Here is a 25,518-nt window from a genome sequence, read left to right on the forward strand (position 1 = left end):
GTGAAATACTTTTAAAAGTTTGTCTGACGTATATACTTTGAAGATACATGTTTTCTTAACGGGTGTCAACGTCCCCTAGCAAGGCAATGATAAAGGGAAAACCATCGCTTGTCCTCCTTCTTTTAACGCGACGAGTGGAGCAGCTGTTACTACAGGTACGCCATACCTGCGACGGGCTACACCTACATATTTTTACCTTGAGCTTGGAATGACTGCAAGTATTTAGCCTTGGCGCTCCTAAATTTCTCATCAATGGCATATCTTACAGCTTGGCTGGAAGATAAAGAAGCATTATAGTTGGTTGCTTGATTGCAACTATGTTTTGAGGATTACTGGTTTATTTGCGATCGCCTAGCATTTGATGCACGCATTGAAAAAAATGTCAATTTATTTATAGCGATCGCAACTTGGTGTAAGTTGACCATTATCTTATCGATAACGGCCACTCATTAATTACGCCTACACATTGAAGCGGAACAACATTACATCCCCTTCCTGCACAATATACTCTTTCCCTTCACTGCGAACCAACCCTTTCTCCTTCGCCCCATTCATCGAACCGTTTGTTACTAAATCTTTATAAGCAACAGTTTCGGCGCGAATAAATCCCCGCTCAAAATCACTGTGAATTACACCAGCAGCTTGAGGTGCAGACATTCCCATATTAATTGTCCAAGCGCGGGTTTCTTTAGGGCCCGAGGTAAAATATGTTCGCAAGCCTAAAAGGGTGTAGGTTGCCCGAATCAATGATTTCAAACCGCCTTCTTCCACACCTAAAGACGCAAGGAAATCCGCTTTATCTTCATCTGGTAATTCCACTAATTCAGCTTCAACTTGAGCCGAAACTATCACAACTTGGGCATTTTCAGTTGCTGCAATTTGCCGCACTGTTTCTACAAAATGATTACCAGTTGCCAACTCATCTTCAGATACATTCGCCGCGTAGATAATTGGCTTATAAGTGAGCAGATCCAGTCCTTTAATAATTACTGCTTCTTCTTCATTCAAGCTCACCTGACGCACCGATTTCCCTTCATTTAAAGCCGCAGCTAACTTTTCTAAAACTGTGATTTCAAATTGCGCATCTTTGCTGGTACGAGCTTGTTTGCGAGTGCGGTCAATTCGCCGCTCAATTTGTGCTAAATCTGATAAACCGAGTTCTATATTAATGATTTCAATATCTCGTGCTGGGTCAACAGAACCAGCAACGTGGATAATATCGTCATTCTCAAAACAACGTACCACATGGATGATCGCATCAACTTCCCGGATGTGGGACAGGAATTGATTTCCTAGTCCCTCACCCTGACTTGCACCTTTAACTAAACCGGCAATATCTACAAATTCCACCCGCGCTGGGATAATTTGTGCCGAACTGGCAATCTTAGCAAGAACATTTAACCGTTCATCCGGTACTGCGACAACGCCGACATTCGGTTCAATCGTGCAAAAAGGGAAATTAGCTGCTTCTGCTTTGGCATTAGCAACTACAGCATTAAATAAAGTAGATTTTCCGACGTTGGGAAGTCCGACAATTCCGGCTCTTAGCATTTTAGATTTTAGATTTGGGATTTTAGATTACATTACCAAGGTAATCTAAACAGGTTCCGGTATGGTTTGGGGAATTGGTTCTGGAACCGTCTGAGGAATGGGAGCAGGTACTGGTTCTGGTACAGGCCCAGGTAAAGGTTGGGGAATCGCTGGCCCTGGTACAGGTTCGGGACTCGGTAGCGGATTTGGCTCAGGATTGGGACTCGGTAGCGGACTCGGGCCAGGAGTAGGAATTTGTGGATCGGGTATAGAAATCGCAGTGGGATTAATCATCGGAAGTCTAAATTAAATTATTCAACTTTCCCACGCTAAATGAGAACCTCATCTGTTGACATCTCCCTAAATAGCTATACCCTCGAACACTTCCTTAACTTGGGCATTGGGCATTAGTTATTTCCCCTCTGCCCCATTGCCTCTCTGCTTTTCTACCACCTCTGGCACTGGATCGTAACCACCTGGATGAAACGGATGACAGCGCAAAATCCGCCGAGTTGCCATCCAGCTACCACGTAACACTCCAAATCGTTCAATAGCTTCAATAGCATACATCGAACAAGTTGGTTGAAAGCGACAAGTCGGGAGAAACAACGGCGAGATAAACATTCGGTAGCCCCGAATCAGCCAAATAAATAATAATTTCATTGCAGCTACCCAAATCTTATAAATTAGTAACAAGGATAAAAATTTTCATTTTGTCGCATCTTTGTTAATTACATTTTCTGACTTCACCTCAATTCCGATTTTCTGGCTGCAAATTGCGTTGGCTACAATTTGGGTGTTACTTATACTCCTGATTGCATGGGTGGTAAACCGCTTCACCGCCAACTCAGAAATTGTGCGGAAGATTGTTCATATTGGCACTGGTAATGTGATTTTAATCGCTTGGTGGCTCAATATTCCCGCCAGTGTAGGGATTACAGCTTCTATTTTAGCGAGTGCAATCACCTTATTATCCTACCGATTGCCCATTCTTCCTGGTATTAATAGCGTTGGACGGCAAAGTTTAGGGACATTTTTTTACTCTGTGAGTTTCGGTATTTTAGTTGCTTGGTTTTGGTATTTGCAACAACCCCAATACGCAGCACTCGGAATTTTGATAATGACTTGGGGAGATGGATTAGCAGCCTTGATTGGGCAACGCTTTGGTACACACAAGTATAAAGTTTTTGGTACGCAAAAAAGTTGGGAAGGCTCCCTAACTATGATGCTCGTTAGCTATCTCGTAAGTAGTTTGATTTTAGTTGGAACTCAAGGAAACAGTTGGCAAACTTGGGCGATATCCCTGTTAGTTGCATTTATCGCTACTGGTTTAGAAGCTGTTTCATTTTTAGGTATTGACAATTTGACAGTTCCCTTGGGCAGTGCAGCACTTGCCTTCTTTTTAACTCAGTTAGTTTTGTTGAATTAGTAATTGCCTTGAATACTATTTCAAACAATGTCTTAAAGAAAGTAGCACTATATTTTAGATTTAGAAAGGAAATTGGACGATATCTTTGAACTTAATAATACTTATCATTATGTCAAAATTTTCTTTTAGGAGCAAAAAATGATGCTTATAAATCGATTATTTAAAGGACTAGCTGTTGTATTGACAGTAATGGGAGGCATAGTAATTATTTGGTTATTAGTTAACTTGGTCCAGTCGCAGCTAATAATATCGTCCGCTCGTGAAGGCAGTTCTCTATCTTTAGCAAGGCTTTATTTATTCGGTTTACAGGCTCCAAAAATTGAACTAAATTTCAGACTTGTGTTCATTGCTAGCGCAGTTGAGATTGCCTTATTCTGGCTACTAGTACTTCTTGATGTTGTCTCTCGACATCGTGGTTTAATAGCTACTTTAGTCCTCTTTATTTTCGTTGGAATTGTCGTCTTTATTGTTTACAGTCAGTATGCAAGTGTTTTTTAGCTGATTGACAAAATTTACTCTATTATAACCTCTCACAGATGATTACCGCGATCGCTCCAAAATCCAATCGAGTAAAATCGGATTGACTAACTCCGGCGCTTCATCCTGCGGACAATGCCCTACCCCCTCTAAAGGAATAAACTTTTCTACTTGCGGAAAGTTAGCTAATTCTCTCCCTAATTTAATTGGTTCCCACGGATCGGCTGTTCCCCACAAGATAATCGCCGGACAGGGTAACAGTGGCAAAAGGTCTTCAGGTAATGGTCCTGTAGAATAAGAAGTAAAAGCAAGAAACACAGCCCCAGCCCCCGGATCGCTTGCTGGTGAAGTGAGAATATCTACTAATTCATCTGTCACCATCTCAGCATTCGCATAAGCTTGCAGCAGAATTTTCCGCACTGTTTTTGGTTTGGCGAGTTGATTGAAAAAGAAATCACCAACTGGTTTAATAGATAACACCCGTTGCAGCAAAGGCGCTCCGTAACGACGAGATAAAGGTAAAGTTACCCGTTTGCGATCGTGCAACAGCCGTAAAGAACAGTTGAGCAAAGCAACTCCCAAGGCAATATCTGGGTTACTTACTGCTGCTTGCATGGCAACAATACAGCCAATGGAATTTCCGACTAAAAAAGCTGGCTCACCGACAACTTCCCGGCAAAAATCTGCTACTTGCTGTCCCCAGGTTTCTAATGTGTAGGTAATTTTTTCACCAGGTTGAGGTTTTGCAGAAGCGCCAAAACCAATCAAATCGATCGCATAAACACGGCAATTTTCTCCTAATACAGGAATATTTTTTCGCCAGTGCCACCAAGAAGCACCAAATCCATGTACCAGGACAACAGCTGGCCCAGTAGTTCCTTGGGTTTGATAGCAGATTGGAAAATCTTGCCAAATCCAGGTTTTTGTAGAGTTAAGTGCTGTTTTTGAACTTGAGGTTGTCATGGTAAATTTGATGTAAACAATGCTAAAAGATTTTCAACAGCAAAGCACAAGTAAAATTGTTTTTAATTTGCATAAAATTTATCATATTTTCAAAATAAATCCTTTGCTCTAGTGATAGCCTATACATATATAGCAATCCTAAATGAAATTGTGAAAGTTTTTGTTATGGTCGTCCTTGGTCATTTGTCCTTTGGAATCGCAAATAACAAAGCGCAAAGTCTAAGCGGAGGTTTCCGACGCTCGCGGACTCGAAGAAGCTGCGCTATCCGTTGGTGCAGCCCGCCGCAGGCATCAGAACTTTGTAACAGAGGACAAATGACTAATGACAAATAACTAATGACAATAACTGAGATTACCTCAGTATTAGAAATCATAATTGATCTAATATGAGTAATATTTTGGCTATTTTTTAGATGTGAGTGAATTAGTATCAGTGCTAGATTCAGTAGTTTCACAATTTACGAGCGCAAATTTGGTCTATAAGATTGGCGAATATGAGGCATCGGCTAAAGGGTGGTTTGCAACTGGAAACTGACGCTGAATTTAACAATATTTTTCTTGTTCTTAGTTCTGCGAGCCAGAAATGATGAATTTACTAGAAAGAATTGATACTCCCGTTGGGAGCTACGCACCAGATTTTGAACTGCCAGGAATTGATGGTCAAGTACACCATCTCAGGCGTTATCTTGAAAAGTTCCGAGCAGTCGGCGTTATTTCTATGTGTAACCACTGCCCTTATGTAGAGCGGTATTTAGGCAGGCTAAAAAACATTCAAGCCGAATTTGCCCTAAAAGGCTTTACACTAATTGGACTCAATGGTAGTAATGTTGATTACAACACTAGATCGAGCTTTGAAAATATGAAAGCTTTTGCCCGACATCACCAGTTGAACTTCCCCTACCTGTGGGACTCAACGCAAGATGTGACTGGTAGTTTCGGCGCAACAAAAACACCAACGGCGTTTCTCATAGACAAAAATGGTATAGTCCGTTACAAAGGTAAAATTGATAGTTATCCCCAAGAGCCATTATCAGTGGGAGAGGATTATTTGAGAACTGCGATCGCTTCTCTGTTTAGAGGTGAAGAAATAGTAATACCACAAACAGAACCAGTCGGGACTACATTGATTTGGCGTAACTAGACATAGATAGTCCCTGTAACTGCTATCTTAAATTGGAGGCAATTGCAACTTTTTTGATAAAGCGTAACTTCATGGGAACCAATTACCGACGGGTTTTACTCAAACTGAGCGGTGAAGCCTTAATGGGCAACATGGGCTATGGCATTGATCCAGAAGTGGTCAAAGGAATAGCACAAGAATTAGCAGAGGTGATAGCCACTGGGACTCAAATCGCCATAGTTGTTGGCGGCGGCAATATTTTTCGTGGCGTCAAAGCAGCGTCGGCGGGGATGGACAGGGCAACCGCTGACTATATCGGAATGATTGCCACGGTAATGAATGCCATGACGCTGCAAGATTCGCTAGAACGCATAGGAGTACAGACGCGAGTCCAAACCGCGATCGCTATGCAAGAATTAGCAGAACCATATATCCGTCGTCGTGCCATCCGTCATCTTGAAAAAGGGCGGGTGGTAATTTTTGGTGCTGGTTCTGGAAATCCCTTTTTTACTACAGATACGACTGCGGCATTAAGAGCAGCAGAAATCGATGCTGAGGTGATTTTTAAAGCCACCAAAGTAGATGGAATATATGATGCTGATCCTCATATTTATCCTGACGCTAAACGTTACAATAGCTTAACCTACGCGCACGTTTTAGCCCAAGATTTGCGGGTGATGGATAGTACTGCGATCGCCTTGTGTAAAGAAAATGATATCCCAATTCTGGTATTTGACCTAACGGTGCGAGGAAATATCCACCGAGCAGTCTTGGGAGAATCCATCGGCACCCTTGTGGGAGGTTCTTGTGAAATTAGCTGAAGCTGAAAGTACGATGCAAAAAACCGTTGAGGCAACTCAACGAGCTTTTAACTCGATTCGCACTGGTCGCGCCAATGCGAGTCTATTAGATAAGGTATTGGTGGACTATTACGGTTCGCCTACTTCCTTGAAATCACTGGCAAATATTAGCACACCAGATGCTACGACGATCTTAATTCAACCCTACGAGCGCAACACCCTAAACATCGTTGAGAAGGCTATTTCCCTCTCAGATGTGGGTTTAACACCCAGTAACGACGGTTCTGTAATCCGGTTGAATATTCCGCCCTTAACAAGTGAACGCCGTAAAGAATTCGTCAAAATGGCATCCAAATATGCTGAAGAAGGTCGTGTAGCTATTCGCAACATTCGCCGCGATGCCATAGACGCGATTCGCAAACAGGAGAAAGCCTCTGAAATTTCTAAAGATGAATCAAAAGACCAACAAGACAACTTGCAAAAACTGACAAATGAGTATAATGCCAAAATAGACTCGCTGTTGGCAGAAAAAGAAAAAGACATCACGACTGTTTAAAGTCTCAAGTCTTAAGCATAAAGGCTGAAGGATAATGGATAAATTCTTCAGCCTTTATCATTTCTTAGGTATCTTACACCGTGTGCAACTTAATTTTGTTAAACCTTGATTCCATTGTGGGGTAGGGTTCTTGCCATACCAGAAAGGACGGACAAGATGTCCATCCCACAAGAATAAAAAAAAGTCGCACATCGCGTTATCTTACAAAAATTGAGCGAGTATCTAAATAGAAAATAAACTAATTGAGGAGCAAAAATTCAGGCTTATGTACGACTGCATTATTGTCGGCGCTGGACCAGCTGGTGGAACAGCTGCATATCATTTAGCCAAACAAGGTCGCTCAGTATTAGTGTTGGAAAAAGAATCTCTGCCAAGATATAAACCTTGTGGCGGTGGTGTATCTCCAGCGATCGCTCAATGGTTTGACTTTGATTTTAGCCCAGTAATTTCTATAAAAGCTGACTTTCTTCGCTTTACCTGGAAATTGGGCGACCCCGTGGAAGCAAAAATCGCCACCAAAGAACCAATCTGGATGGTGCGACGAGATATTTTTGACCATTTTCTAGTGCAGCAAGCACAGAAAAAAGGAGCTGAACTACGAGATAATACGGTAGTGACTGGTATTGAATTTCAAAGTGACTATTGGCAAGTTAACACAGCTAATGAACCAGTTACAGGTCGCTACTTAATCGCGGCTGATGGTGCCAAAGGAGCAATGGCAAAATGGCTAGGTTTCAAAGAACGTAAACGTCTGCTTTCGGCAGCTTTAGAGGCAGAAATCCCTGGCATTGTAGAAAATAAACCCACAATTCATTTTGAGTTTGGCTTGGTCAAAAACGGCTATCTCTGGAACTTCCCCAAAGCTGATGGTTATTCTATAGGTGTCGGGACGTTTATTGGTGGTCGTCAACCCCAGGACTTCAAAAAGATTTTGGATGAGTACGCCAAATCGTTAAATTTAGACCTCAAAACCAGTAAACAATATGGTCATCCCCTATGTATTTGGGATGGTAATCAAAAGCTGCACACGCAAAATGCGATTTTAGCTGGGGAAGCTGCTTGTGTGGTTGATCCCATGACAGCAGAAGGCATTCGCCCTTCAATTTTTAGTGGTTTACTTGCAGCCGCAACCATTAATGAAGCACTTTCTGGCGACACTAACGCTTTAGAAAAATATAGCGAAGCCATTAATCAAGAATTAGGTACTGAGATGGCTTGGGCGCAAAAATTAGCTGGGGCATTTTATCGGTTTTCCAACATTAGCTACAAAGTTGGTGTTAAGCATCCCTCGGCTCCCCAGATCATGGGTAAGATTATGTGTGGGGAACTGCGCTACGGGGATGTTGCTGATCGTGCCCTGAAGCGTTTAATTTCTGGTTTTGGAGGTTAATTAACCAGATAAGTTACTTGAGCAACTTGCTTAAAGTTAGGCAAACTTCCGCCAGACTAGGTATTTTTCAATATGGCAATTTACTTGAGAAAACGGCTGTCTATATTCGCTAATATTCTTGCTTTTGTCCTCTTCATGCCGGGAATTGCTTTAGCTGCACCCGTTCAAATCAATATGAATTATGATGTTATTTTCGCCCAAAGTACCAAAACTGAAAGCTACTCCACCTCGTCAAACATTAGCCTGACTCCCTTACAACGCCAGGAACTCCAAGCTGTGCGTCAGAGAAGAAATAGGGAAATTGCGGCAGTACTAAACTCATCTCAGCGTGAGCAACTTAATCACAATCTCCGGGCTGGTAATAATATCAAACAAGCGCTAGAAAAACTCAATTTACAACCAGAACAGCAAGATTTAGTCAAGGCGATCGTACAATTTACTAACTTGAAAATGAAAGCTATTTCATCTAGGCATTTGCTAACAATAAAAGATAAATAAAAGTTTGATTTGTAAAAATTATGGAAACAGTTGACTAATCTGGACATCAATTTCTGGAAAGGCAATCAAAAATAACGTTGCATCTCCTGCAAAATAAATTTAAGATTATAACCTTCCATACTTTGATCGCACCTGCGAAATGTGGATTGAATAATTAAAACCACTAACCAATCAAAAACCATCTGAGAGATGGCTATAAAGTCTATGGTAAGTTATTACTAGCTAGAATGTATCTGATAGCAAAGTGTCACAAAGGGGCAAATAAATCCCTCAGTAGTTGCCTAGAGAGGGATTTTGGAGTGAGTGTAGCGTTGATTTTTTGACTACTAGTTTAAATTCTTTGCTTTCTCAACTGCTTTCTTTAACTCTTCAAAGGTAATACTACCGTCTTTGTCCGAATCATACTGTACTAGTAACTCCTGGGGACTAGTGGTATTTGTTTCTGCTGAGATGAGTGCACTCAAGCCAGGACTTAAGAAAAGATCATTAATGGAGACTTTGCCGTCTTGATCGCCATCTAACTTATTAAAAAGAGATTGAAGCTCTTGCTCGGTTGTCATAAATTTTTATCTGAATTAATTTTTCAATTTAATATCCCAAAATCTTGACAAAGATGCAAGGGCAGTTAAGGAAAATTTAATGAAATTTTTATACTTGGCAATGTTTTCTTATAAAACCCATTTGATATCTCTAAGAAGCTGCGAGTCTCTTAAGCATGAGCTTAACAAAACAAAGATTGAGCTTGGTCGTGGCATTCGATAATGTTCGCTCAAAGTTCTTGACCAGGATCTTGCAGCGCCCCATCCAAGCATTCGACCGCTCAATTACCCACCTGGCTACTGCTGGGACAAATCCTGACTTGCCTTGCGCTGCCTTTTCTTGGGTGGAAGGCTTGGTCGAGCGCTCAAACTTAATCTGACGCATGATCTGCGGGTATACCTTTTCTAGTTCCTGTGTCAGATGTTCTGGATGATAACCCTGGTCGAGTAGGATGGTAATTTTAGGAATGTTCATTGGTTTTGACCGGAAATAGCTGATGTTTTCCCTCAACATCTCCAGCAAGCCAGCATCATCGGAAACATTGGCTTTCGTGCAGTGTGTAAAGAAGGGTAATACCAATAATCATGGTGCTTTGATTGGGGATTAGATCCCTTAGCGTACATTTTTTACCGAAGAAAGGCAGAGGGCAGGAGGCAGAAGTGATAAGTGAATACTGCTTCCAGCCCTCTGCCCGTGACCAAACCGAACTTGGGTTTAAAGTCCCGCTGTCTACACGGCGCCGACAATTGATTGGGGTCTGAATCCCCATTCAATTGTTCCTTCTGCCCTCTGCCCTCTGCCCTCTGCCTTCTGCCTTCTGCCTTCTTCAAAAATTCTCGCGTGACCCCTAGTTGTACTCTCCAGGAAGATCAGTTTTTCTAACAGTAATGCTGCCAACTTTCTTACCTGACATTCTCAATAATTCATCACCTGAAAATTCAAAACCAAGCTTTAGTGCTATTCGCGCAACATCATCTGCGGTTGGTGCTGCGAGCACCTCGTTTTTAAGTTCAGGTTCAGACTGCATTTTCTTTAAAAATGCTTCGATTTGCTCAAAAGCCATATTTAAAATTTGATCCTCGCTAGCTACTCGTAATATAAAGAAAAACAGCAGTATATTCTTTAAGACTAGCAGCACAAGGGTATCAAGATTCGGGAAAAAGATGATTATCGCGACGCGCTGCTCTTCATTTATCTGAATCTTGCTTATAAAGAGACTCGACTGCGCACTATAGATTTTTCAACACCCTGGGTGATACAGTAAAATCTACTTTTGCGAATCGATGCGGACAATAGCGATGTCTGGCTCAGGTTCAGAGTATTGGCTCAACTGAATGGAATTTTGCATCTGAACTAAGGCAACTTCTACTTTTGCTAGCCGATGCACGTCACTTTTGGGCAATTATCTCTCACTCTCAACTTTGGCAGCATCTATAATTAATCTTGCCCCATGAAAGTTCGTTACCATGTCGGAAGAAGATATCCGAGCCGCCAGGCTGGAGAAAGTAGAACAACTCAAGCAGCTAGGGACTAACCCTTATGCCTATCATTGGGAATCTACCCATCATGCAGCGCAGTTGCAAGAAAAGTTTACCGATTTATCCAATGGTGAAGAAGTTGATTTAGAAGTTGCCATAGCCGGACGGATTATGGCGCGTCGCGTTTTCGGTAAATTGGCTTTTTTCACCTTGCAAGATGAAACCGGTACAATTCAGCTTTATCTGGATAAAAATCGCATCCAAGAAGGTATGGCAGATATTGATGCCGATGCCTTCAATCACCTGAAGCAACTTACAGATGCAGGTGACATATTAGGAGCTAAAGGTACTATTAAACGGACTGAAAAGGGCGAGTTATCTGTCTACGTTAAACAATATACTATCCTTACTAAATCCTTGTTGCCGCTACCTGACAAGTGGCATGGATTAACGGATGTTGCCAAGCGCTACCGTCAGCGCTACGTTGACTTGATTGTTAACCCAGAAGTACGGCAAACTTTCCGCCGTCGCGCTCAAATTACTGCTGGTATTCGCCGTTATTTAGAACAGCGAGATTTTCTGGAAATTGAAACACCAGTTTTGCAAAGTGAGACTGGGGGTGCAGACGCACGTCCATTTATCACCTACCACAACACTTTAGAAATGGAGTTGTATCTGCGAATTGCCACAGAACTCCATCTCAAACGGTTGATTGTAGGTGGTTTTGAAAAGGTGTTTGAATTAGGTAGAGTTTTCCGCAATGAGGGAATTTCAACTCGACACAACCCTGAATTTACGACAATTGAAATTTACCAAGCCTACGCCGACTACAACGATATGATGGCGCTGACAGAAGAAATTATTACCACTGTTGCCCAAGAGGTACTCGGCACATTACAAATTACTTACCAAGGGGAATCGATAGATTTAACACCACCTTGGCGGCGGGTAACAATGCACGATTTAGTTAAAGAATTTACGGGCTTGGATTTTAACTCGTTCCAAAATTTAGAAGAAGCCAAAACAGCAACTAAAAATGCTGATATTCCTGGTATGGATGAAGCCCAATCAATTGGTAAATTATTAAATTTAGCCTTTGAAGAGAAAGTAGAAGCTAATTTAATTCAACCCACCTTTGTAATTGATTACCCTATAGAAATTTCGCCTTTAGCAAAACCTCACCGTTCTGTCCCTGGTTTGGTAGAACGATTTGAGTTATTTATAGTCGGGCGAGAAACTGGCAATAGCTTCTCAGAACTGACCGATCCCATCGATCAAAGAGAACGCTTAGAAGCTCAAGCGGCGCGGAAAGCTGCTGGCGACTTAGAAGCCCAAGGTGTAGATGAAGACTTTCTCACCGCTTTGGAATACGGTATGCCACCTACAGGTGGTTTAGGGATTGGGATTGATCGGTTAGTGATGTTATTAACCGATTGTGCCAGTATTCGGGATGCGATCGCCTTCCCCTTACTCAAGCCAGAAAAATCAGAATCATCCCCAGATGAAGCCAGTAGTAACAATTCGTAATTGAACTGGGGACTAGGGACTGGGTACTGGGGAAGATTTTAATTCCTCCTCATCTCCCCAATCCCCGCAGTCCTTATACCACTACTTTTTCTAAGATCAGCTTAGAACGTTTCACTTGCTCAGGAATCGCCACGGGATAATCTCCAGTGAAGCAAGCAGAACAGAAACTATTGGTGTCTTCTCGTGTCGCTTCTAGCATTCCCTCCCAACTCAGATAGGCGAGACTGTCTACTTCTAGTTGCTTGGCAATTTCTGCTACTGACTTGGTAGCAGCAATTAGCTGATCCTGAGAATCGGTATCGATGCCATAGAAGCAGGGATGAGTTACAGGCGGAGAAGAAATTCGCATGTGTACCTCTACTGCACCTGCGTCACGTAAGGTTTTGACTAGTTTACGGCTGGTAGTACCTCTTACAATCGAATCATCTACGATAATTACTCGTTTCCCCGCCAATACATCTTTGAGGGGGTTGAGTTTCATCCGCAGACCCGATTCCCGCATCATTTGGGTTGGCTGAATAAAGGTTCGCCCAACATAGCGATTTTTAATCAGTCCTTCGCCGTAAGCGACACCAGACGCTTGAGAAAATCCAATAGCAGCAGGTATACCAGAATCAGGAACACCAAAGACAATATCGGCATCTACAACAGATTCTTTAGCTAGCTGGTGTCCTAATCGCATTCGATAGCTGTACAGACTTTCGTTGTGCATGATGCTATCAGGGCGGGCAAAGTAAATCATTTCAAAGATACACAATTTCCGCTGGGGCTGTTGACTCCAATGATAAGAAGCTAAACCTTCTTCAGTAATCCAAACTAATTCACCTGGTTCTACGTCTCGCAGGTATTCGGCTCCGATGATGTCTAAACCACAAGTCTCAGAAGCCAAAACGTAACGGACTGGATTACCAGCCAAAGTGCCGATTACTAAGGGGCGGATTCCATTCGGGTCGCGAACACCCATAACGCCAACGGGAGTGCCAATAACTAAACTAAAGGCTCCTTGGCAACGATGAAATGCCTGAATAGCACCTTCTAGCCAATCAGTGCCCGTATCTATGGCTTCTGCGATCGCAAAAGCGATCATTTCTGAGTCTGTTGTTGTTACTAAGTTACATTTATTCTCAAGCAACTCTTGACGTAGTTGCACAGTATTGACTAAATTCCCATTATGTGCTAAAGCTAATGAACCTAAACGGGTTTCTAGTACTGCGGGTTGGGCATTAACTTTGCGGCTAGAACCTGTGGTGGAATAACGAGTGTGACCAACAGCAAGACTACCGGGCAATTTATCCAACACAGATTCATTAAAAACTTGAGACACCAAGCCCATGTCTTTGTAAAGATGTACTTGTGTTCCCTCAAAAGTGGCAATACCAGCTGATTCTTGACCCCGATGCTGGAGGGCATACAATCCAAAGTAGGTCAGTTTAGCAACGTCTTCTCCTGGGGCGTAGATGCCAAAAACACCACAAGCTTCTTCTGGCTTGTCAGGCTGATTTTCATGACTATTGATTGGGTTGTTGGTCTGGTCGGGGTATTCATCCGAAGTGACAGAATGAATAGAAATCATGCTAGCTTTGCTCCTGGTGGGGGGTCAATCAATCTTGGATTTGAAATTGACGATTTTGGATCGATCGCACCGTAGTAAGGATGCGGCTTGGAATTCAAGAATGACTATTTGAGATTTTTTTGCCCAGTAAGAACAAAATATGAATTAGAAGCAACGCTCCTAATCCCAAATCTCAAATTCCAAATCTCAAATTAGTAGTCAGTCACTGGGATTATATAGATGGCTGCGGAATTCTTAACAAATCTTTAACCATCCATTAAAACACTACCGTAAATTTGCTCACAGACGCTAATAGTTATAAGTAAAATCTAAATACTCAGCACTCAGAAATAGTGGTATGGATGGTGAGACGTCTGGCGATCGCATGGAAATAGCGATCGTTCATATCTTCGATACTAACTTTGATTAAGGTTTGGTTATCGGTGGTGAAAACCCCTAAACCCGTCTCAAAATTACCAACTACACCGAGTTTTTGCCAGTCTTGACCTAAATGTTCCTGTAAATATGATTCCCAAATTTCTTGTTGTGCTGATGCTACAGAAACTAAAATTCGGGCACCACCTTCGGCAAACAACACCTCGTCGAGGCGGTTTAACTGTGTTGGTGGTATTTCTAAATTGATTTCGACACCAAGATTGCCAGCAAGACAGCATTCTGCTATTGCGATCGCCACTCCTCCCTCAGCAGAATCGTGGGCTGAACGTACCCAACCATTACGAATTCCTGCACGACAAACTTTCTGGACACGGCGTTCCAAGTCAAAATTTACCCGTGGTGGTTTTCCGGCAACAGTATTGTGGATAGTGGCTAAATATTCAGATGCTCCCAAACTGATTTGAGATGTCAGAGGCAATCCGAGAAGATAAATCACATCCCCGGATGCTTGCCAACCTTGACCACAAATTTTGGTTATATCAGGAATCAAGCCCACCATACCGACAACAGGGGTGGGATAAATTGATTGGGGGATACCTTGAGAATCAAGAGTTTCATTGTACAAAGAGACATTTCCGCCCGTGACTGGTGTCGTCAATTCTCGGCAACCTTCCGCCAAACCGCGACAAGCTTCTGCCAATTGCCAGTAACCAATGGGTTTTTCTGGAGAGCCAAAATTCAAGTTATCTGTCACCGCTAGAGGTTCTGCGCCCACACAGCTAAGATTGCGTGCTGCTTCTGCCACCACTGCCTTAGCTCCTTCGTAGGGGTCAAGATAAACATAACGAGGATTACAATCTACAGTGGCAGCAACACCGCGTTGGACATTAGAAATTCTTCTTTGCTCCTCTGCCCCCCCGCTCCCTTGCCCCCTATCCTCTTCCAAGGGACGCAAACGGATAACAGCTGCATCTGCCCCACCTGGCAGCATAACTGTATTATTTTGTACTTGATGGTCATACTGACGATATACCCAATTTTTAGAAGCGATCGTGGGTGTATCGAGCAAAGTTAAGAGAATATCATTCCAACTTTGCAGTCCTCCTTGAAGTTCTATTCCAGCAGTTGTAGAAGGAGGTAAAGAATCAGCAGTCCATTCCCAAGCTTGACGCGCATATTCTGGTGCTTCTGCCAACAACTCTCGGTTATACAGTGGGGTATCCTCCGCCAAAGCCTCGGCGGGAATTTCTGCTGCTACTTCACCTTGAAAAAGAATTCGCACAATTGGTTCGGCGATGACTGTACCAGCGACAACGGCTTGAAGTCCCCACCGATGGAAAATATCAATTAATTCTTGTTCGCGCCCTTGATGAGCAACAAACAGCATTCGTTCTTGAGATTCCGAAAGCAGGTATTCATAAGGAACCATCCCTATTTCTCTGACGGGAATTTTATCTAAATCTAGTTCAATTCCCACAGCGCCTTTTGCCGCCATCTCTGAGGTAGAACAGGTGATCCCTGCTGCTCCCATATCTTGGGCGGCGACAACTGCACCGGTCTTAAATGCCTCCAGACAAGCTTCAATTAACGACTTTTCCAAAAAGGGATCGCCCACTTGCACAGCAGGGCGATCGTCTATGGATTTATCGCTCAATTCTGCACTCGCAAAACTTGCCCCTCCCATGCCATCGCGCCCAGTGGTGGAACCAACATACAACACAGGATTGCCTAAGCCAGATGCTCCAGATTTGACGATTTCTGGCGTTTCCATCAACCCTAATGCCATAACGTTCACTAGAGGATTTCCAGAGTAAGCAGAGTCAAAGTAAACTTCGCCGCCAACAGTGGGTACTCCTACACAGTTACCATAATGAGAGATTCCTGCTACCACACCGCTAAACAGTCGTTGGGTTTTGGCATCTTCTAAGGAACCAAAGCGTAAGGAGTTTAACAGGGCAATGGGACGCGCACCCATTGTAAAAATATCTCTGAGAATGCCTCCGACTCCGGTTGCAGCTCCTTGAAAGGGTTCGACTGCTGAGGGATGGTTGTGAGATTCTATCTTAAAAGCTAGTTGGAGTCCATCACCCAAGTCTACAACACCAGCATTTTCACCAGGCCCTACGAGGATGCGGGGGCCATCAGTGGGAAATTGTTTGAGTAGAGGTCGAGAATTTTTATAACAGCAATGCTCTGACCACATCACGCCAAACATTCCTAGTTCAGCTTTATTGGGATGACGGCCTAGCCGACGGACAATTTCTGCGTATTCTTCTGGTTTAAGACCTTCAGCAGCAATTTCTTGGGGGGAAAAGGCTGGTTTTGAGGTTGCAGTCATGGAAGTAATGCACTTTGGGGGGACAGAGCATTATTCTATCGATTTACTTGCCCTGTAAGTGCAGTTCCAGAAATGCAGATAATTCTTGTTTGGATATTTCTTTCTGAACTACTTGAATCACCAAATTATAAGCTTGCTCTTGGGATAAGTTCAAACTGTAGCCGTTTAAGGTTATGAAGGTATCCATCCGCAAATGCAGTGCGTTTGTTGCCATCAATAAACGGATGGTTCATCACTAAATGGTACAGGTATGCTGTTGCTTGCTCGCGAATTGTAGGATGGAGAAGTTCGCCGCCAAAAGTAGCTTGAGGTTGTGCCAATGCTGAATCTAGCAAACCTTCGTCTCTAACACCAGATGTTCCACCAAAGCTGTTTATCTCATCTTGGTGAATGTCTAGGACTTGAGAAATAGAAAGAAATCTAGGAGTCTGCAAGGCGACGGTAAACCTCCTGCCATTTCTGTTTAGAAGCTAAATAAGCCTGCCATACCTCTTCATCTGAGGCAATCCGATTTGAAGCAGTATTTTCTAACTTGTCTTCATTTTGTCCAATCTCGCGGAAAGATTGGGCAAAATCATGAATATTTAATAATACTTTTTCAGTAACTTCGTTTTCTTCTGTTTCTTGCAAATAAGCCAGAAACGCAACTGCTAATCGCAACTTTTCAATAGAAAGTTGACGCAAATGGCTTTCGGCTTCTAATAAATAATTGCTGTGCTTTTGTTCTGTTGCCATCGTTACCCCAAGCTAGGTTTTTTGCCAGTTGTAAATCACTTCTGCTGCTAACTCCAGCTTATCGCGCTATTATGATTTACTCAATGAAGGCAACTGCAAAACACGATGCCTACGGCGGCAAGCTACGCACTTTTACTTCCTGTAGATTGAAGGGCGTTCGCCCTTGGCGTTGGCAAAGCCATCGCTCTTTAATTTAAACTCTAACTAAATACTTATATTTCCATCTTAAGAAATATTGGCAAAAGATGCTTGTGCAACCTTTCTTACAAGCAAAATTGTTTCTGGAATAGAGGGGTAGTAAAACCTCAGAATCCACTCAACAAAATTATTCCGACAGTCAGGTAGACAAAATGAAGATCATTAGCAGACCAAATGCTTTAATCTTTAAAGATAACTTGATTTTTTAATCTTGGTGAAACTTCTGGCTCCTTTACTTACGTGAATCTAGTGCCCACTCAGAGATTATTCGGGTATATGCAGTTTAGATGTAACAATCAAGTGACGAGAATCACACATATAGATGATTAGGATCGTCTCCCAGCGATCGGTAACTAGGCATAATTAATGACAACTGAACTCTAGCCGAGTCATTAATAGGGAACACACTTAATAGCCGACAGCCTTAATCAAGGACTGTCGGTTTTTTGTATTTTTATTAGTCATTAGTTAAATGCCTACTTGCCCTGAGCAACTTGTGCCGAGCGAACGCGAACAGCGTCTCGTAGAAAAGTCGAGGTAAGCCAAAGGTATGCCCAATACTTCTCTACCAGACGGACGCTAGGCACTCAGTGCCCCATACCTATAAAATTTCCCCACAACTGGTTGGTAACTTGACAGAGATTTTGCCATAGCCACTACCAAATGTGGGGAAGGTGCGATCAAATTGGGGATTTTATACCTATTGAGTGCTAATATCTCGCACTCACTCTAGTAGACCGAAAGTATATTCCTAGAACCAGCACACACTTTGTATTAAGACATCGCTTGAATGATGTAATCAAAGTAAGGTGATGCTTCAGCAGCGTCTTCCTTACTCAGTAAGCTAAGGGAGGCTGTTTTGAGGGAATTAATCGCTTCTACCATTCCAGGCACGGGAACGCCCAATGAATTGTACATTTCGCGCACACCAATCAAACCGATTTTTTCAATTGGCTCTTTGTCACCGGCAAGTACACCATAAGTAATTAGGCGTAAGTACCAGCCAAAATCACGGATGCATAGAGAGCGTTGGCGTTCTCCATAAGCATTACCTCCAGGGGAGATAAAATCAGGACGCTTTTGCCAAAGTTTTTTGGTTGCTTCCTGAACTATCTTTTTTTCGTTTTCGGCTAAGGTAGCCGCAATCCGCGTCCGTTGTACCCCGGTTTGCAAAAAGTCTTTGATATTTTTAAGTTCGCCACTGCTGGGATAACGCAGTTCGTCGTCGGCTTTGAGAATAACTTGGCTAATTACAGTCATGATTATTGAAATCACCTGAAATATTATCTGTTAGTTTAGCGAGTCTGAGGTACACAAGTGAAGGGATCAGAGTTACTTATGTATTGAATTTATCTGTTTGGGGAGTGGGGGAAATGAGAAGCACGGGAGCAGAGGAGAAGTAGCAGTAAGTCTTTCCCCTCTACCCCTTTGCACCCGTGACAAATGACCAATGACCAATGATCAATGACAAATGACAAAAATAATTTGGCAGCAGGGTGAATTAATTGAAGTGACGATCGCTAATCTGAGTGATACAGGCGATGGTGTGGGGCGCACTGATGAGCGTGTAGTGTTTGTCCCAGATACTGTCCCAGGCGATCGCGCGATTGTCCGCTTGGTTCATGTTAAAGCAAAATACGCCCACGGGAAGCTCCAGCAGCTATTATCACCATCCGCCCACCGGATCCGACCTAGTTGTATTGTGGCGGATAAGTGCGGTGGTTGCCAGTGGCAGCATATTAATTATGATTACCAGCTAGTAGCCAAGCAAAATCAAGTTATTCAAGCTTTGGAACGTATTGGCGGTTTTATCCAACCACCAGTAGATCCGGTACTTGCTGCCCCTTCTGCTTTCGGCTACCGTAACAAATCTACATATCCTTTGGGCACATCGGCAACAGGACAGGTACAAGCTGGTTACTATCAAAAAGGTAGTCACCAATTAATTAATTTAAATCAATGTCCAGTTCAAGACGCGCGATTAAATCTTTTACTTGCCGAAGTTAAGCAGGATATCCAACAACGAGGTTGGCGAATCTATGACGAACAGCGTCATCAAGGACAAATTCGCCATCTTGGTTTACGCATTGGCCGACACACAGGGGAAATATTACTGACTTTGGTGGTAAAGGACTGGAATTTATCAGGAATTGAAATTCAAGCCCAGGAATGGTTAAAGCGCTATCCGCAGTTAGTAGGAGTGTCGCTCAACCGCAATAGCGATCGCACAAATGCTATCTTTGGATCAGAAACCCGTTGCATCGCTGGAGTACCCCACCTGCGTGAGCATTTTGCTGGACTGGAATTTAAAGTACGCCCAGATACATTTTTCCAAGTGTATACAGAAACGGCAGAGGAACTATTGCAGATAATTCAATCAGAACTCAATCTTCAAGGGCATGAGTTCCTGGTTGATGCATACTGTGGTATAGGGACTTTAACTTTACCCCTCGCCAAAAAAGTTCGTATTGCTACAGGATTAGAAGTGCAACCAGCAGCAGTAGAACAAGCTATTTTAAATGCCCACCGCAATGGAATTGATAATGTCACATTCCAAGTCGGGGCAGTAGAGAAATTGCTTCCCCAAATGGGCACAATACCAGAAGTAGTAATACTCGATCCGCCACGTAAGGGGTGCGATCGCGCAGTCATAGATACTTTACGGCAATTGAAACCATATAGGATCGTTTACGTCAGCTGTAAAGTAGCTACCCTCGCCCGCGATTTGAAATTGCTTTGTCAAAATGGGGAATATACCATTACACGGGTACAACCTGCTGATTTTTTTCCTCAAACTGCTCATGTTGAAGCTGCCGCCTTTCTTGTGCTATCACATTTTGACAAGGGTAATAATTCCTTTAAAAAAACTGAAATTTGAAGTTTTTAGTTTAGTGCATACTAAAGATGCTAAAATTGAATTAAGCGAAAAATAAAAATTCATTTTATTTAAATAAATTCAAGTAGCATAGGTTCTAAAAAATATGAAGAAGATTGTGTGAGTCATAAATCGGTAACTAATTAGAGTAGGCTAATACTCTCTAAAATTAACAGCATATTTTTAATTTGCTGACTTGATTTTCAAACTTATTCCAGCCGATATATACCGAAACAATCCTAATGTGAGACTATAGAACCAATGCTCCCTAGCATTTTCAAAATTTAGTTTCAAAGACGCAAGTTTGAAGGCAGCATGACCACCTCAAGTACTTATCAGGGTGACTGTAATAGCAAACTGATGTCTAGCTAACTGAAAGCTATGGGGTTTCTCTTGTGATTACTATTTCACTTCGTCCAGTTGGACGTTATTGGGGCACTATTAGTTTTGCCTCAACCCTCTACCTTTGTCCTATATTAGACTTATTGTTGGCAGAAATCCCAGCAAGATTACAAGCAGAACTGCGGCTAGGACTTCAAGAAGCCCTAGTAAACGCAGCTAAACATGGTAATAATCTCGATCCGAGTAAAACAGTTGTAGTTCGTTTTTCCGTAATCGATAATCAATATTGGTGGATAATATCAGACCAGGGTAGTGGCTTTACTCCTTCATCAACTAGTAATCAAGAACCAACAGACTATCTTCCACCAGATGAATCAGAAAATGGTCGCGGTTTATGTCTTCTGCATCAAATTTTTGATCAGGTAGAGTGGAACCGCAAAGGCACAGAATTGAGGCTTTGTAAACAAATGGAAAATCGCCGAGGATTATCTCTGCGGCGGTAACAGGGTTAGAGACGCGATTAATCGCGCCTGGGAAAAGGAGAAAGTTATTGGTTGATTAGATTATTTTATTACTTACTCCCTACTCCCTATTTTCCGTGAGTCGGACAGGGAGGGGCAGAAATGGAGCGATCTAACCAACCAACTGCTTGTTGTAATCTAACTTGAGCTTCTTCTGGCTGATTCTTTAAAAGATACACAATTGCTGCTGCCACTTGTTCATTAGCGCGGGAATTGCGGTTAGACTTGAGGCGATGCCAATCGTTAGGGGAAATAGTTAGCCTTTCCATAAGAGCTTGAGCTAGTTCCAGAGTAGTAAGTTCATTCAGTTGACTGGTTTTAGGCAGCTGAGTAGATTGAGACATAATTATGAGTGTTGAGTGATGAGTGCTAAGTGCTGAGTCAAAAACTCATAGTTTTGATTTTGACTATTGGCAGGTCGCATTTAATCTTAGTTTACTATTTGTAAATGAAGCCGTCTAAACAATCACAGCCGTCAGCAGAAAATCCCGAACCAGATTTTGAACAAGAACTAGAGGAAGTAGAGCGATCGCTCCTATCCTTAAGAGAACGTTACGATCAAGTGCAACGCGATCGCCAGCAACAGGCACAATGGCAACAGCGCCGCGATCGACTAAAGCACAATAAATCTCAGACACCAGAAATCAAAGCAGAGTTACGACAAATTCAACGGCAGTTGGAAATGCTAGAACTAAACTTAGAAAGCCAGTTATTTTCTTGGCGTAGCCTCAAAAAACCTTTCTGGCAAGTCGTCCGCTTTGGTGGAATGGGCGTTATCATAGGCTGGATATTAAAGTCTTATGCTGGATAAATATGGTAAATCGACGGATTGCAGAAATATTGCGAAGTGGCCAACCTGATGAGTCCCTCCAAGTGCAAGGCTGGGTGCGGACTAAGCGCGAATCCAAAGGGTTTGCTTTTATTGAAGTCAATGACGGCTCATCACTAGCTAATTTGCAAGTCGTGATTAATCAGGATTTGCCAGATTATGAAGCTATCTTGAAAAAATTAAATACGGGTGCTGCTGTCGAGGCGACAGGGGTATTAGTAGCTTCTCTGGGTAAAGGACAGCGAATTGAGTTGAAAGCCGAGACAGTGAAAGTCTACGGGGAAGCCGATCCCGATACATATCCCCTGCAAAAGAAACGCCATTCCTTTGAGTTTCTGCGAACCATTGGACATTTGCGATCGCGTACCAATTCCTTTGGTGCTGTTTTCCGCGTCAGAAATGCTTGTTCGACAGCGATTCACCAATTTTTCCACGAAAGAGGCTTTTTGTGGGTACACACACCCATTATCACTGCTAGCGATTGCGAAGGCGCAGGTGAACTGTTTAGCGTTACCAGTTTGGATTTAAAGAATATTCCCCGTACAGAAAATCAAGCAGTAGATTACAGCCAAGACTTTTTTGCTAAACCCACATATTTAACAGTTAGCGGCCAGTTAGAAGCGGAAGTTATGGCGATGGCGTTTAGTAACGTCTACACCTTTGGCCCTACCTTCCGTGCAGAAAATTCCAACACCTCGCGCCATCTAGCAGAATTTTGGATGGTTGAGCCAGAAATGGCTTTTTGTGAGTTAGAAGGCGATATGGATTTAGCTGAGGCATTTCTCAAACACATTTTTAAATATGTGTTGGAAACTTGCCCAGAAGATATGGAATTTTTCAATGAACGCATTGATAAATCTGTGTTAGCAACAGCCGAAAATATTATTAATAATCAGTTTGAACGTTTAACTTATACAGAAGCGATCGCACTTTTAGAAAAAGCCGATGTTAAATTTGAATATCCTGTAAGTTGGGGTTTAGATTTACAATCAGAACACGAACGTTACCTAGCTGAACAATTATTTAAAAAACCTGCGATCGTTACAGATTATCCAGCGCAAATCAAAGCTTTTTACATGCGCTTAAACGACGATGAAAAAACCGTTCGTGCAATGGATATTCTTGCACCTAAAATTGGCGAAATTGTCGGCGGTTCTCAACGGGAAGAACGTTTAGATATTTTAGAACGCCGGATGTTAGCCCAAGGATTAAAGCCAGAAGATTTATGGTGGTATCTTGATTTACGTCGTTATGGTACTGTCCCTCACGCTGGTTTTGGGTTGGGTTTTGAACGACTCGTGCAATTTATGACGGGAATGGGAAATATTCGTGATGTGATTCCATTTCCTCGGACACCGCAAAGTGCTGAGTTTTAGTTTGAGAATTTGAAACCCAGGCGATTAAAAATCGCGTCTACACAAACCAAGTCGGTCTGCGAGGACTAATTAAAACTTTGAAACCTGCATTCGGCTTTGCCGTTGCCGCAGGCTATGTGGGTTTTGCTAGTATAGTCGTGTATTTTTTAAAGCGATTAGTGAAAATTAAGATTTTTGAATCTCCTCACGTCGCTGTTATCTGTGAGGGAATTTATCTAATAGTGTATGCCCATTAAATCTGCCAAAAGGGGAGAAATCTTGAGTGCATATTTTGCCAGTGCAACTCGTTAGTCAGATTGGGAATACCTGCACTGTTTAGCTGACTCAAAACCTTTGCTTCCTGCTAAAACAGTTAAATGGCTTTGGGGTTATTCTCGTCAGCACTTTTAAAACTTTAGTTTTACCACACTCGTTAACTTCAAAAGTGTTACCAAAGCCACTTTGTCCTAGTTGTTTGATTACTCGATAGCGACCTTGCAACAGTATTTATGACCCAAAGTTACGGCAAATAAGGTTGTTTGCATTCACTGGATCAATAGGTCATTACATAGAAGTAAATATCCTAAATAATCGATTTTTATTGATATTTAAACAGAGGGCTAAATCTACAAAGTTCTAGTAATAGAGTTCCCTAAAACTTTGACAAAGTAACATATATGGCAGCTTTGACTTCAGTATTAAATCTCATACACAATAAATTAGGGTTACAACAATTGTTGTAACCCTACAGATTAGCTATATTTAATTTGCTCGAAAACCGTTATAAAATCACAATTAACCTTATAAGTGCCGAATTATAAGCAATTATTCACATTTACTACATTTATATTAATGGTTTGCAAGGGCAAATACTTTCTTGCTTGCCTGCGTGGGATAAGTGACGCTGGTGTTAAAAAAATTGTACAAAGATAAAACACTCATTCCAGAAGTCGAGTAAGAAGCTAGAATGGCAATTCTAAATAAACAAGTAAAATATAATACTGATATTTAAGATAATAGATTTACCCAAACTCGTATCCAAGTTTTCATTCCTAAAGACTTCTATGAGGAACCAGTCATTTCACGACTGGTTTATCACTATAGGGTCATAGTCATTATTGATGATGCCCAGGTAAGCGCAAACGTGCCACAATATAGCTGCTTCGATCTGGAACTGTGAAGTACTGTTTCCCAGATTGAAAGCGCCATAACTTACCTGGATGAACTAGATTTAGAAGTTTTGCATCAATCCAGCCCTGAAGAAGATGGGTGGTAATCAATTTTAGATTTTAGAATTATGCGGAAAGTCTGATCGAAGGTTTCCTTTGATCAGACTTTCCAAGACGGATTTTAGATTATCAATCCAAAATCCAAAATCTAAAATCCACTATGCCATTTGATTTTCAATCGCCCACCGCGCTAGTTCAGTGCGGTTGTGGAGATTGGTTTTGCCCAACATATTGGACACATGACTTTCAACCGTGCGCTGACTAACATTTAGTTCTTCAGCAATTTCCCGGTTAGCTAAACCCCTAGCGACAAACTGGACTACTTTCAGTTCGGTTGGAGTTAATTGCACATCGAAGGGAACCTGGATACGGGAACCGTTTTCGCCTCCTTTAGCTTGGTGTTCTTTCCAACGGATAGTTTGTTTCAACGAGGATTCAACTTGCGCTACGAGTTCTTCTGGTTCAAAGGGTTTGACCATATAAACATCAGCACCTTTGTTCAGACCCTTAACTCGGTCTGCACTTTGTCCTTTAGCTGAAAGGAAAAGAACCGGAATCCAGCTAGTGCGTTCGTTTTGCCGGACTTGTTCGACAAAAGTATATCCGTCCATTTCCGGCATCATCACATCGCAGATGATCATGTCTGGAACGTCTTGCTCTAAAATTTCCAGAGCTTCACGTCCATTTTCAGCGGTGATGACTTCATATCCCCGGAATTCTAAGTAATCCTTCACCAGCAAGATGAGGTTAGGGTCATCATCAATCAATAGAAGTCGTTTGTGATCTTTCATGCTGGGTTCTTTCATAGCAGTGGCACTTGTCGCGCTTCGGTCCATCAAA

Annotated in this window: 28 protein-coding genes; 13 read left to right on the forward strand and 15 right to left on the reverse strand. The window is 42.3% G+C overall.

Features of this window, described 5'->3' with window-relative positions; genetic code table 11:
- Positions 1-459: 459 nt before the first annotated feature.
- From ychF to yidD, 3 genes are all read right to left on the reverse strand, one after another.
- A complete protein-coding gene (gene ychF, locus V7K79_RS04420) occupies positions 460-1,551 on the reverse strand; it encodes a redox-regulated ATPase YchF (RefSeq protein WP_335045048.1) in 1,092 nt (363 codons plus the stop codon).
- A 45-nt stretch (positions 1,552-1,596) separates the two neighbouring features.
- Positions 1,597-1,824, reverse strand: coding sequence for a hypothetical protein (locus V7K79_RS04425; RefSeq protein WP_335045050.1), 228 nt, complete (start codon positions 1,822-1,824; stop codon positions 1,597-1,599).
- A gap of 117 nt (positions 1,825-1,941) precedes the next feature.
- Positions 1,942-2,193, reverse strand: coding sequence for a membrane protein insertion efficiency factor YidD (gene yidD / locus V7K79_RS04430; protein ID WP_334911188.1), 252 nt, complete (start codon positions 2,191-2,193; stop codon positions 1,942-1,944).
- A gap of 61 nt (positions 2,194-2,254) precedes the next feature.
- Between yidD and V7K79_RS04435 the strand changes: the two genes are divergently transcribed.
- Together V7K79_RS04435 and V7K79_RS04440 are read left to right on the forward strand one after the other, a co-directional pair.
- Positions 2,255-2,959 (forward strand): diacylglycerol/polyprenol kinase family protein, encoded by a 705-nt coding sequence (locus V7K79_RS04435; protein WP_335045052.1) that lies wholly within the window; start codon positions 2,255-2,257, stop codon positions 2,957-2,959.
- A gap of 138 nt (positions 2,960-3,097) precedes the next feature.
- Positions 3,098-3,457, forward strand: coding sequence for a hypothetical protein (locus V7K79_RS04440; protein WP_335045054.1), 360 nt, complete (start codon positions 3,098-3,100; stop codon positions 3,455-3,457).
- Positions 3,458-3,499: 42 nt separating this feature from the next.
- Here V7K79_RS04440 and V7K79_RS04445 read toward each other — a convergent pair whose 3' ends face one another.
- Positions 3,500-4,399 carry an alpha/beta fold hydrolase gene (locus V7K79_RS04445; RefSeq protein WP_335045056.1) on the reverse strand — a complete coding sequence of 300 codons (900 nt, stop codon included), beginning with the start codon at positions 4,397-4,399 and terminating at the stop codon, positions 3,500-3,502.
- 586 nt (positions 4,400-4,985) lie between these two features.
- Here V7K79_RS04445 and V7K79_RS04450 point away from each other — a divergent pair.
- The 5 genes from V7K79_RS04450 to V7K79_RS04470 all read left to right on the forward strand — a co-directional run bounded on the left by V7K79_RS04450 (position 4,986) and on the right by V7K79_RS04470 (position 8,763).
- Entirely contained in the window at positions 4,986-5,540 is a 555-nt protein-coding gene (locus V7K79_RS04450; protein WP_335045219.1) for a thioredoxin family protein, read from the forward strand.
- Positions 5,541-5,611: 71 nt separating this feature from the next.
- Entirely contained in the window at positions 5,612-6,340 is a 729-nt protein-coding gene (pyrH, locus tag V7K79_RS04455) for a UMP kinase (RefSeq protein WP_335045057.1), read from the forward strand.
- The gene (gene frr / locus V7K79_RS04460) at positions 6,327-6,875 is read left to right on the forward strand and encodes a ribosome recycling factor (RefSeq protein WP_335045059.1); all 549 of its coding nucleotides are present in this window, start codon (positions 6,327-6,329) and stop codon (positions 6,873-6,875) included. Before pyrH ends, frr begins: the two co-directional genes overlap by 14 nt.
- 265 nt (positions 6,876-7,140) lie before the next feature.
- On the forward strand, positions 7,141-8,265 hold the full coding sequence (locus V7K79_RS04465; protein WP_335045062.1) for a geranylgeranyl reductase family protein: 1,125 nt from the start codon (positions 7,141-7,143) through the stop codon (positions 8,263-8,265).
- Between the two features lie 72 nt (positions 8,266-8,337).
- A complete protein-coding gene (locus V7K79_RS04470; protein ID WP_335045064.1) occupies positions 8,338-8,763 on the forward strand; it encodes a hypothetical protein in 426 nt (141 codons plus the stop codon).
- Positions 8,764-9,089: 326 nt separating this feature from the next.
- Here the strand turns inward: V7K79_RS04470 and V7K79_RS04475 are convergent, their stop codons facing one another.
- The 4 genes from V7K79_RS04475 to V7K79_RS04490 all read right to left on the reverse strand — a co-directional run bounded on the left by V7K79_RS04475 (position 9,090) and on the right by V7K79_RS04490 (position 10,705).
- Complete coding sequence (locus tag V7K79_RS04475; protein WP_335045066.1) at positions 9,090-9,323, reverse strand: EF-hand domain-containing protein; 234 nt, start codon at positions 9,321-9,323, stop codon at positions 9,090-9,092.
- Between the two features lie 130 nt (positions 9,324-9,453).
- Entirely contained in the window at positions 9,454-9,882 is a 429-nt protein-coding gene (locus V7K79_RS04480; RefSeq protein WP_335045069.1) for a transposase, read from the reverse strand.
- A gap of 268 nt (positions 9,883-10,150) precedes the next feature.
- A complete protein-coding gene (locus V7K79_RS04485; protein WP_069068113.1) occupies positions 10,151-10,366 on the reverse strand; it encodes a Nif11-like leader peptide family natural product precursor in 216 nt (71 codons plus the stop codon).
- A gap of 204 nt (positions 10,367-10,570) precedes the next feature.
- On the reverse strand, positions 10,571-10,705 hold the full coding sequence (locus tag V7K79_RS04490; protein ID WP_335045071.1) for a hypothetical protein: 135 nt from the start codon (positions 10,703-10,705) through the stop codon (positions 10,571-10,573).
- 64 nt (positions 10,706-10,769) lie between these two features.
- On the opposite strand from V7K79_RS04490, the gene lysS reads away from it, so the two are divergent.
- Positions 10,770-12,308, forward strand: coding sequence for a lysine--tRNA ligase (gene lysS / locus V7K79_RS04495; protein ID WP_335045073.1), 1,539 nt, complete (start codon positions 10,770-10,772; stop codon positions 12,306-12,308).
- Positions 12,309-12,381: 73 nt separating this feature from the next.
- Here the strand turns inward: lysS and purF are convergent, their stop codons facing one another.
- From purF to V7K79_RS04520, 5 genes are all read right to left on the reverse strand, one after another.
- Positions 12,382-13,881 carry an amidophosphoribosyltransferase gene (gene purF, locus V7K79_RS04500; RefSeq protein WP_335045075.1) on the reverse strand — a complete coding sequence of 500 codons (1,500 nt, stop codon included), beginning with the start codon at positions 13,879-13,881 and terminating at the stop codon, positions 12,382-12,384.
- A gap of 316 nt (positions 13,882-14,197) precedes the next feature.
- Positions 14,198-16,594 (reverse strand): phosphoribosylformylglycinamidine synthase subunit PurL, encoded by a 2,397-nt coding sequence (gene purL, locus V7K79_RS04505; protein WP_335045076.1) that lies wholly within the window; start codon positions 16,592-16,594, stop codon positions 14,198-14,200.
- A 125-nt stretch (positions 16,595-16,719) separates the two neighbouring features.
- Complete coding sequence (locus V7K79_RS04510) at positions 16,720-17,028, reverse strand: type II toxin-antitoxin system death-on-curing family toxin (protein ID WP_335045078.1); 309 nt, start codon at positions 17,026-17,028, stop codon at positions 16,720-16,722.
- Positions 17,015-17,329 (reverse strand): hypothetical protein, encoded by a 315-nt coding sequence (locus V7K79_RS04515; protein ID WP_335045080.1) that lies wholly within the window; start codon positions 17,327-17,329, stop codon positions 17,015-17,017. Before V7K79_RS04515 ends, V7K79_RS04510 begins: the two co-directional genes overlap by 14 nt.
- A 972-nt stretch (positions 17,330-18,301) precedes the next feature.
- Complete coding sequence (locus V7K79_RS04520; protein ID WP_335045082.1) at positions 18,302-18,787, reverse strand: allophycocyanin subunit alpha-B; 486 nt, start codon at positions 18,785-18,787, stop codon at positions 18,302-18,304.
- A 211-nt stretch (positions 18,788-18,998) separates the two neighbouring features.
- On the opposite strand from V7K79_RS04520, the gene rlmD reads away from it, so the two are divergent.
- Positions 18,999-20,405: a 23S rRNA (uracil(1939)-C(5))-methyltransferase RlmD gene (rlmD, locus tag V7K79_RS04525; protein ID WP_335045084.1), complete on the forward strand. Its 1,407-nt coding sequence runs from the start codon at positions 18,999-19,001 to the stop codon at positions 20,403-20,405.
- 392 nt (positions 20,406-20,797) lie between these two features.
- Positions 20,798-21,247 carry an ATP-binding protein gene (locus tag V7K79_RS04530; protein ID WP_335045086.1) on the forward strand — a complete coding sequence of 150 codons (450 nt, stop codon included), beginning with the start codon at positions 20,798-20,800 and terminating at the stop codon, positions 21,245-21,247.
- 86 nt (positions 21,248-21,333) lie between these two features.
- Here V7K79_RS04530 and V7K79_RS04535 read toward each other — a convergent pair whose 3' ends face one another.
- Complete coding sequence (locus tag V7K79_RS04535; RefSeq protein ID WP_335045088.1) at positions 21,334-21,609, reverse strand: DUF6439 family protein; 276 nt, start codon at positions 21,607-21,609, stop codon at positions 21,334-21,336.
- 104 nt (positions 21,610-21,713) lie between these two features.
- Between V7K79_RS04535 and V7K79_RS04540 the strand changes: the two genes are divergently transcribed.
- From V7K79_RS04540 to V7K79_RS04550, 3 genes are all read left to right on the forward strand, one after another.
- Positions 21,714-22,076 carry a hypothetical protein gene (locus V7K79_RS04540; RefSeq protein ID WP_335045090.1) on the forward strand — a complete coding sequence of 121 codons (363 nt, stop codon included), beginning with the start codon at positions 21,714-21,716 and terminating at the stop codon, positions 22,074-22,076.
- 2 nt (positions 22,077-22,078) lie between these two features.
- A complete protein-coding gene (gene asnS / locus V7K79_RS04545; protein WP_335045092.1) occupies positions 22,079-23,470 on the forward strand; it encodes an asparagine--tRNA ligase in 1,392 nt (463 codons plus the stop codon).
- Between the two features lie 77 nt (positions 23,471-23,547).
- Positions 23,548-23,706 (forward strand): hypothetical protein, encoded by a 159-nt coding sequence (locus V7K79_RS04550; RefSeq protein ID WP_335045094.1) that lies wholly within the window; start codon positions 23,548-23,550, stop codon positions 23,704-23,706.
- Positions 23,707-24,836: 1,130 nt separating this feature from the next.
- Here V7K79_RS04550 and V7K79_RS04555 read toward each other — a convergent pair.
- Positions 24,837-25,514 (reverse strand): response regulator transcription factor, encoded by a 678-nt coding sequence (locus V7K79_RS04555; RefSeq protein ID WP_012407592.1) that lies wholly within the window; start codon positions 25,512-25,514, stop codon positions 24,837-24,839.
- Positions 25,515-25,518: the final 4 nt, after the last annotated feature.

Source organism: Nostoc sp., from assembly GCF_036917575.1.
Taxonomy (GTDB): domain Bacteria; phylum Cyanobacteriota; class Cyanobacteriia; order Cyanobacteriales; family Nostocaceae; genus Nostoc.

Coding starts and splice junctions, on each gene's coding strand:
- ychF (WP_335045048.1), bottom strand. CDS start 1,551: ATGCTAAGAGCCGGAATTGTCGGACTTCCCAACGTCGGAAAATCTACT.
- V7K79_RS04425 (WP_335045050.1), bottom strand. CDS start 1,824: ATGATTAATCCCACTGCGATTTCTATACCCGATCCACAAATTCCTACT.
- yidD (WP_334911188.1), bottom strand. CDS start 2,193: ATGAAATTATTATTTATTTGGCTGATTCGGGGCTACCGAATGTTTATC.
- V7K79_RS04440 (WP_335045054.1), top strand. CDS start 3,098: ATGATGCTTATAAATCGATTATTTAAAGGACTAGCTGTTGTATTGACA.
- V7K79_RS04445 (WP_335045056.1), bottom strand. CDS start 4,399: ATGACAACCTCAAGTTCAAAAACAGCACTTAACTCTACAAAAACCTGG.
- V7K79_RS04450 (WP_335045219.1), top strand. CDS start 4,986: ATGAATTTACTAGAAAGAATTGATACTCCCGTTGGGAGCTACGCACCA.
- pyrH (WP_335045057.1), top strand. CDS start 5,612: ATGGGAACCAATTACCGACGGGTTTTACTCAAACTGAGCGGTGAAGCC.
- V7K79_RS04465 (WP_335045062.1), top strand. CDS start 7,141: ATGTACGACTGCATTATTGTCGGCGCTGGACCAGCTGGTGGAACAGCT.
- V7K79_RS04470 (WP_335045064.1), top strand. CDS start 8,338: ATGGCAATTTACTTGAGAAAACGGCTGTCTATATTCGCTAATATTCTT.
- V7K79_RS04475 (WP_335045066.1), bottom strand. CDS start 9,323: ATGACAACCGAGCAAGAGCTTCAATCTCTTTTTAATAAGTTAGATGGC.
- V7K79_RS04485 (WP_069068113.1), bottom strand. CDS start 10,366: ATGGCTTTTGAGCAAATCGAAGCATTTTTAAAGAAAATGCAGTCTGAA.
- lysS (WP_335045073.1), top strand. CDS start 10,770: ATGTCGGAAGAAGATATCCGAGCCGCCAGGCTGGAGAAAGTAGAACAA.
- purF (WP_335045075.1), bottom strand. CDS start 13,881: ATGATTTCTATTCATTCTGTCACTTCGGATGAATACCCCGACCAGACC.
- purL (WP_335045076.1), bottom strand. CDS start 16,594: ATGACTGCAACCTCAAAACCAGCCTTTTCCCCCCAAGAAATTGCTGCT.
- V7K79_RS04515 (WP_335045080.1), bottom strand. CDS start 17,329: ATGGCAACAGAACAAAAGCACAGCAATTATTTATTAGAAGCCGAAAGC.
- V7K79_RS04520 (WP_335045082.1), bottom strand. CDS start 18,787: ATGACTGTAATTAGCCAAGTTATTCTCAAAGCCGACGACGAACTGCGT.
- rlmD (WP_335045084.1), top strand. CDS start 18,999: ATGACAAAAATAATTTGGCAGCAGGGTGAATTAATTGAAGTGACGATC.
- V7K79_RS04535 (WP_335045088.1), bottom strand. CDS start 21,609: ATGTCTCAATCTACTCAGCTGCCTAAAACCAGTCAACTGAATGAACTT.
- V7K79_RS04540 (WP_335045090.1), top strand. CDS start 21,714: ATGAAGCCGTCTAAACAATCACAGCCGTCAGCAGAAAATCCCGAACCA.
- asnS (WP_335045092.1), top strand. CDS start 22,079: ATGGTAAATCGACGGATTGCAGAAATATTGCGAAGTGGCCAACCTGAT.
- V7K79_RS04555 (WP_012407592.1), bottom strand. CDS start 25,514: ATGGACCGAAGCGCGACAAGTGCCACTGCTATGAAAGAACCCAGCATG.